This window comes from Streptomyces sp. NPDC058291 (assembly GCF_042880855.1).
In the GTDB taxonomy this organism is placed as follows: Bacteria; Actinomycetota; Actinomycetes; order Streptomycetales; family Streptomycetaceae; genus Streptomyces.
Genome location: NZ_JBHVYK010000063.1, coordinates 40632 through 47412, shown reverse-complemented (window position 1 = coordinate 47412; position 6781 = coordinate 40632). Strand labels below are relative to the sequence as shown.

Genomic DNA, 6781 nt, shown 5'->3' with positions numbered 1-6781 from the left:
CCGCCGGGATGTCCCCGGCGGGGCGCCCCGGCCGGGGTCAGTCGCAGCCGCAGCCGCTGCCGGTGGCCACCGGGAGCGGCGCGGGCACGCCGATCTTGGGCAGGCCGAGCAGAACCCCGGCGGGCTTGGCCGCCTGCTCCGCCGTGCGCTTCTCCCAGGCGTCTCCCGCGCGCGTGCGGCGCACGTCCAGGACGGCGCCCTCGGCCAGGAGGTGGTGCGGAGCGGCGTAGGTGATCTCGACCGTCACCACGTCGCCGGGGCGCACCTGCTCCTGCGGCTTGGTGAAGTGGACCAGACGGTTGTCGGGGGCGCGGCCGGACAGGCGGTGCGTGGCGCCGTCCTTGCGGCCCTCGCCCTCGGCCACCATCAGCTCCAGCGTGCGGCCGACCTGCTTCTTGTTCTCCTCCCAGGAGATCTCCTCCTGCAGGGCGACCAGACGCTCGTACCGCGCCTGGACGACCTCCTTGGGGATCTGGTTCTCCATGGTCGCGGCCGGGGTCCCGGGACGCTTGGAGTACTGGAAGGTGAACGCCTGCGCGAAGCCGGCCTCGCGGACCGCGTGCAGCGTCTGCTCGAAGTCCTCCTCGGTCTCGCCGGGGAAGCCCACGATGATGTCGGTGGTGATCGCCGCGTGCGGGATGGCGGCGCGCACCTTCTCGATGATCCCGAGGTAGCGCTCCTGCCGGTAGGAGCGGCGCATCGCCTTCAACACCGTGTCCGAGCCGGACTGCATCGGCATGTGGAGTTGCGGCATCACGTTGGGCGTCTCGGCCATGGCGGCGATGACGTCGTCGGTGAAGTCGCGCGGGTGCGGGGAGGTGAAGCGGACCCGTTCCAGGCCGTCGATGGCCCCACACGCGCGGAGCAGCTTGCTGAAGGCCTCGCGGTCGCCGATGTCGGATCCGTAAGCGTTGACGTTCTGGCCGAGCAGAGTGATCTCGGAGACTCCCTCGGCGACCAGGGCCTCGATCTCGGCGAGGATGTCGCCGGTGCGGCGGTCCTTCTCCTTGCCGCGCAGCGCCGGGACGATGCAGAAGGTGCACGTGTTGTTGCAGCCGACGGAGATGGACACCCAGGCCGCGTAGGCGCTCTCGCGCCGGGTCGGCAGGGTGGACGGGAACGCCTCCAGCGACTCGGCGATCTCGACCTGGGCCTCTTCCTGCACGCGCGCGCGCTCCAGCAGGACCGGGAGCTTGCCGATGTTGTGCGTGCCGAAGACGACGTCGACCCAGGGCGCCCTCTTGACGATGGTGTCGCGGTCCTTCTGCGCGAGGCAGCCGCCGACCGCGATCTGCATCCCGGGCCGGCTCGCCTTGCGCGGCGCGAGCCGGCCGAGGTTGCCGTAGAGCCGGTTGTCGGCGTTCTCGCGCACCGCGCAGGTGTTGAACACGACGACGTCGGCGTCGCCGTCCGACCCTTCGGGGGCGCGCACGTACCCGGCCTCTTCGAGCAGCCCGGACAATCGCTCGGAGTCGTGGACGTTCATCTGGCACCCGTAAGTGCGGATCTCGTAGCTCTTGGGGGCTTGGACGTCCACTGCGAGGCTCCGGTCGCTGCTGCTGGTCATGGCTCAAGGGTAGGCGCTCCCAGGAGAACGCCCGCCGCCCCGCGTCACCGCCGGGACCGAGCCCTCCCTCGGGCCGATGACCACGGCGTACGTCCTGATCCTGGGGGTGCTGGGCCCCTCACCGCCCGTTACACGGAGCCGCTCGCGGCGCTGTGGGCGCGCCGCCGGGAACCTCACGCTGCTTCCGGCGCACCGGAGCAGACGCAAGAGCCGGAGCAGCCGGCCGAGGCGCGGCCGCACACGCCGGTGGGCGACTGAGGCGGGCCCGGCGGCCCGGGTCACCGCAAGCCCGGCCGGAGTTCCCCGCCCCACCGCGGCAGACAGGCGGAGAGGACGGCGACCTCCCCCGCCTGCCGGATGGGGAAGGCTGTCCGCGCGCCGGCCCGGCCGGGTCAGGAGCCGTCGGGTCTCCACCCCTGCCGACGCAGCACCTCGGACACGTCGGGCGGCTGGTAGTGCTCGCCCTTGAGGACCTTGCCGTCGGCGCGGCGGGCGACCTGGCCGTCCGGGCCGAGCTTGGTCATGTTGGAGCGGTGGATCTCGGCGAGCACCGCGTCGAGGTCGATCCCGTGCACCAGGGCCGTGCCGTAGGCGACGTAGACGACGTCGGCCAGCTCGTGCGCCAACCGGTCCAGCGGACCGCTCACCGACACCTCGGCGACCTCCGCCGCCTCCTCCGCGAGCAGGCTCCCGCGCTGCGCGGCGAGACGCGGCGACACCTGAGTCGGGGTGGTGGCGACGTCGAGCCCGAAGGCACGGTGGAACTCACGGACCAGTTCGGCGGGCGAAACACTCATGCACCGACTGTAACGACGACCGCTGACAGTTACGGTCCGCGCGAGCCCCCCGGAGCCCTTCGGGGCCGGGCCCGGGCCCCCGCTCTGGCCAGCACCTCCCGGAGGCTGGCAGGATCGCGGGCATGTCCAAGGTGTTCTCCCCCATCGGCAGGCGCGGCGTTCTCGGGGGCGCTGCCGCCGCCGTCGTCGCCCTGGCGCTGCTGATGTGGTGGATGCTGCCGCTGGGCGAGGAGCCGCCGAGCGGATCGATCACCTTCAGCACGGGCACGACGAGCGGCGTCTACTACGCGTACGGCAGCCGGCTGCGCGACGCGCTCGCCAAGGACATGCCCGACCTGAACGTGGACCTGACGACCAGCAACGGGTCGCCGGACAACGTCGAGCGCGTGACGACGGGCAAGGCCGACTTCACCATCGCCGCGGCCGACGCCGTGCAGACGTACGAGGCCCATCACTCCGGCGCGGCGGCCCGGTTGCGCGGGGTGGCCCGGCTGTACGACGACTACGTGCAGCTCGTCGTGCCCCGCGACTCGCGTATCCGCTCCATCGCGGACCTGCGGGGCAGGACCGTGGCGACCGGCCTGCCCCGCTCCGGTGTGCGGCTGATCGCCGAGCGGGTGCTCAGGGCGGCGGGCCTGGACCCGGCCAAGGACATCGAGGCCGCGTCCGAGGGCATCGACACCGGCCCCGAGAGGCTGAAGCGGGGCGAGATCGACGCCTTCTTCTGGTCCGGCGGGGTGCCGACGGCCGGGTTGGAGAAACTGGCCGACAGCTTCACCTTCCGGTTCGTGCCGATCAGCCCCGAGCTCGTCGCCCGCATGCACGACCAGGACGACTCGACCGGCTACTACCGGGCCACGAACATGCCCGAGTCGGCCTACCCGACCATCCAGAACGGCTCCACCGTGGCGACGATCGCGGTGTCCAACCTGCTCATCACCCGCACCGACGTGGCGCCCCGGCTCACCGAGTGGCTGACCCGCACCGTGATCAGGAGCCGGGACGGCATCGGCGCGCACGTGCACTCCGCCCAGCTGGTCGACCTGCGCACTGCCGTCTACACCGACCCGCTGAAGCTGCACGAGGGCGCCCGGCGCTACTACCGCTCGGTCAAGCCGTAGGGAGCGGGCGCTAGGACCTCGGCGACCGGGGCACGGACACCGTCGCCGTCAGTCCGCTCGGCTCGTGGCGCGCGTACGACAGGGAGCCGCCGCCGGCCGCGAGCAGGGCCCGGGAGATGGACAGGCCCAGACCCGAGCCCTTGACGTTCTGGTGGCGGCCGCTGCGCCAGAAACGGTCGCCCACGCGCGTGAGCTCCTCGTCGGTGAGGCCCGGCCCGTTGTCGGTGACGACGACGGTCGAAGTGTCGCCGTCGGCCGCGACGGCGACCTCGACGCTCTCGCCCTCCGGCGTGAACTTGACGGCGTTGTCGATCACGGCGTCCAGGGCGCTGGAGAGCGTCACCGGGTCGGCCCACGCCGTGGTGGGCGGGCAGTCGCCGACCAGCCGGACGCCCTTGGCCTGGGCGGTGGGCGCCCAGGCGGCCACCCGCTCGGCGGCCAGCGCGCCGATGTCGGTGACGCGCAGGTGGGCCTCGGCGTGCTCGGCGAGGGCCAGGTCCAGCAGGTCGTCCAGAACCTGGGCCAGGCGTTTGCCCTCGTTCTGGACGGACGCGATCTCCTCGTTGCCCTCGGGGAGTTCGTAGGCCAGCAGTTCGATGCGCAGCAGCAGGGCGGCCAGCGGGTTGCGCAGTTGGTGCGAGGCGTCGGCGACGAAGGCGCGCTGCTGCTCCAGCACGTTCTCGACGTTGTCCGCCATCTCGTTGAACGCCCCGGCCAGCCGCCGCAGTTCCGGCGGTCCGCCGCCGACCGCGACCCGGGACTTCAGCCGGCCGCTCGCGATCTCGTGGGTGGTGGCGTCCAGGACCCGCACCGGTCGCAGCACCCAGCCGGTCAGCCGCAGGGCGGCGCCGATGGCCAGCAGCATCGCGGCGACCTCGCCGGCGCCGACGACCAGCCAGCCGTGCAGGATCCGCGAGCGCATCGGCCCGGTGGGCGAGTCCGTGACGACGACCGCGACGACGTCGCCGTCCCGGATGACCGGCGAGGCCACGACGAGCCGGTTGCGCTGCCACGGCCACACCTGCCGGGGATCATGGCTGCGACGACTGAGCAGCGCCTCGTCGAACGCGTCCCGCACCTCACCCGATTCGGGGAGGTACCAGTCGCGCGGGGCATGAGCCATGGGGGTGTCGGTGCCGTAGAAGACCCCCGCCCGAATGCCGTAGACGTCGTAGTAGCTGGCGAGTTCCCGGGCGAGCGTCTCGCGCCGCTCGTCGGTCGACGCCGACGTGGTGTCGCCGGTGCCCGACGAGGCGGTGACGAACTGGGCGAGCGCCGCGAAGCGTGCGGTGTCGTCGATGCGGTCGACGACCACTTTCTGCTGCTGGGCGCCGGCCACGCTGATCGCCAGCGGCACCCCGAGAGCCAGCAGCACGGCCGCCATCAGGACGATGAGCAGCGGCAGGAGACGCGTACGCAACCGTGGTCCCCCGCTACGCGGCCGGGGCGACGAGCCGGTAACCCACGCCGCGCACGGTCTCGATCAACGCGGGCATGCGCAGCTTGGCGCGCAGCGAGGCCACGTGCACCTCCAGGGTGCGCCCGGTCCCCTCCCAACTGGTGCGCCACACCTCGCTGATGATCTGTTCCCGGCGGAAGACCACGCCGGGGCGCTGGGCCAGCAGCGCCAGGAGGTCGAACTCCTTGCGGGTCAGCTGGACGGCGGCGCCGTCGACCGTGACGCGCCGGGTGGGCAGCTCGATGTGCACGGAGCCCAGGCGCAGGGCGCTGTCCTGGCCGGTGGCCGGATCCTCGTGAACGGTGCGGCGACTGACGGCGTGGATGCGGGCGAGCAGCTCGCCCGTGTCGTACGGCTTCACCACGTAGTCGTCCGCGCCCAGGTTGAGGCCGTGGATGCGCGAGCGGACGTCGGAACGGGCGGTCACCATGATCACCGGTGTGGCGGTGCGCTTGCGGATCTTGCCGCAGACCTCGTAGCCGTCCTGGTCGGGCAGGCCCAGATCGAGCAGGACGACCCCGAAGCCGGGGCCTTCCGGCACCAGCGCCTGCAGGGCTTCCTCGCCGCTACGCGCGTGGGTGACGTCGAAACCGTGCCGTTTGAGGACCGCGGACAGCGCGGCGGCGACATGGTTGTCGTCCTCGACGAGCAGCAGTCTCATCCCGGCCTCCTCCGGTTCGTCGGGCATGCGGTCTGACTCACTACGACGGGCCCACGGTCCTCGGACCCGTGAGAAGCCCGCGGCACACGCGTGTGTGCACCAAGCCCGCCGCACACGCGTGTGTGCATCATGGCAGTCACGCTGATGGACGAGGACGCCGTCAAGCGACTTCCGGTTGCACACGGCTTCCGTTATCCGGCCGATACGCCCGCAGGTCACCAGCGCTACGACAGGTGTCCGATTGCTATCGGATCGTGATGCTCAGATTCCCCTCAGATGTAATGACGCTGGTCGCGGCGGGTCACTACTGTCCTGCGAAACCGAGGAGGACGGAGCCCCAGAGCGATGACCGAAGTATCGGTGGCCAAGGAGGACGCGGTCACGAGCGGTGACCTGGTCGTCCTGAAGAGCGTCAACAAGCACTTCGGCGCGTTGCACGTTCTCCAGGACATCGACCTGACGATCGCCCGCGGAGAGGTCGTCGTGGTCATCGGCCCCTCCGGGTCCGGGAAGTCGACGCTGTGCCGCACCATCAACCGTCTGGAGACGATCGACGGGGGCGCGATCACGATCGACGGCAAGCCGCTGCCCCAGGAGGGCAAGGCACTGGCCCGGCTGCGCGCCGACGTCGGCATGGTCTTCCAGTCGTTCAACCTGTTCGCGCACAAGAGCGTGCTCGAGAACGTGATGCTCGGCCAGATCAAGGTCCGCAAGGTCGACAAGGCGACGGCCGAGGAGAAGGCCCGCGCCCTCCTCGACCGGGTCGGTGTGGGCACCCAGGCGGACAAGTACCCCGCGGAGCTCTCCGGCGGCCAGCAGCAGCGCGTCGCCATCGCCCGCGCCCTGGCGATGGACCCGAAGGTCATGCTCTTCGACGAGCCGACCTCGGCGCTGGACCCCGAGATGATCAACGAGGTCCTGGAGGTCATGCAGCAGCTGGCCCGGGACGGCATGACCATGATCGTCGTCACCCATGAGATGGGTTTCGCACGATCGGCTGCAAACCGCGTGGTGTTCATGGCGGACGGTCGCATCGTCGAAGAGGCTGCGCCCGACCAGTTCTTCAGCAATCCGCGCAGCGACCGTGCCAAGGACTTCCTGTCGAAGATCCTGCACCACTGATCCGCAGCCTGACGGAACCCGCACGCCGGCAGTACTTCATCACTCTCTAAGGAC

6 protein-coding genes are annotated in these 6781 nt (G+C 71.1%); 2 read left to right on the top strand and 4 right to left on the bottom strand.

Going from position 1 to position 6781, the window contains the following annotated elements; translation table 11 throughout:
* Positions 1–37: 37 nt before the first annotated feature.
* On the bottom strand, positions 38–1567 hold the full coding sequence (miaB, locus tag ACFVYK_RS27210) for a tRNA (N6-isopentenyl adenosine(37)-C2)-methylthiotransferase MiaB (RefSeq protein WP_389778519.1): 1530 nt from the start codon (positions 1565–1567) through the stop codon (positions 38–40).
* 392 nt (positions 1568–1959) lie between these two features.
* The gene (locus ACFVYK_RS27205) at positions 1960–2364 is read right to left on the bottom strand and encodes a MazG nucleotide pyrophosphohydrolase domain-containing protein (RefSeq protein ID WP_389778517.1); all 405 of its coding nucleotides are present in this window, start codon (positions 2362–2364) and stop codon (positions 1960–1962) included.
* Positions 2365–2486: 122 nt separating this feature from the next.
* On the opposite strand from ACFVYK_RS27205, the gene ACFVYK_RS27200 reads away from it, so the two are divergent.
* Complete coding sequence (locus ACFVYK_RS27200; protein ID WP_389778516.1) at positions 2487–3485, top strand: TAXI family TRAP transporter solute-binding subunit; 999 nt, start codon at positions 2487–2489, stop codon at positions 3483–3485.
* Between the two features lie 10 nt (positions 3486–3495).
* Here the strand turns inward: ACFVYK_RS27200 and ACFVYK_RS27195 are convergent, their stop codons facing one another.
* Together ACFVYK_RS27195 and ACFVYK_RS27190 are read right to left on the bottom strand one after the other, a co-directional pair.
* On the bottom strand, positions 3496–4905 hold the full coding sequence (locus ACFVYK_RS27195) for an ATP-binding protein (protein WP_389778514.1): 1410 nt from the start codon (positions 4903–4905) through the stop codon (positions 3496–3498).
* Between the two features lie 13 nt (positions 4906–4918).
* Positions 4919–5605 carry a response regulator transcription factor gene (locus tag ACFVYK_RS27190; RefSeq protein ID WP_389778525.1) on the bottom strand — a complete coding sequence of 229 codons (687 nt, stop codon included), beginning with the start codon at positions 5603–5605 and terminating at the stop codon, positions 4919–4921.
* Between the two features lie 345 nt (positions 5606–5950).
* Here ACFVYK_RS27190 and ACFVYK_RS27185 point away from each other — a divergent pair, with 345 nt between their 5' ends.
* A complete protein-coding gene (locus tag ACFVYK_RS27185) occupies positions 5951–6727 on the top strand; it encodes an amino acid ABC transporter ATP-binding protein (RefSeq protein ID WP_389778512.1) in 777 nt (258 codons plus the stop codon).
* Positions 6728–6781 lie beyond the last annotated feature (54 nt).

What these genes read in the sequence shown, in the direction of transcription:
- miaB (WP_389778519.1), bottom strand. Translation starts at nt 1,567, where the DNA reads ATGACCAGCAGCAGCGACCGGAGCCTCGCAGTGGACGTCCAAGCCCCC.
- ACFVYK_RS27205 (WP_389778517.1), bottom strand. Translation starts at nt 2,364, where the DNA reads ATGAGTGTTTCGCCCGCCGAACTGGTCCGTGAGTTCCACCGTGCCTTC.
- ACFVYK_RS27200 (WP_389778516.1), top strand. Translation starts at nt 2,487, where the DNA reads ATGTCCAAGGTGTTCTCCCCCATCGGCAGGCGCGGCGTTCTCGGGGGC.
- ACFVYK_RS27190 (WP_389778525.1), bottom strand. Translation starts at nt 5,605, where the DNA reads ATGAGACTGCTGCTCGTCGAGGACGACAACCATGTCGCCGCCGCGCTG.
- ACFVYK_RS27185 (WP_389778512.1), top strand. Translation starts at nt 5,951, where the DNA reads ATGACCGAAGTATCGGTGGCCAAGGAGGACGCGGTCACGAGCGGTGAC.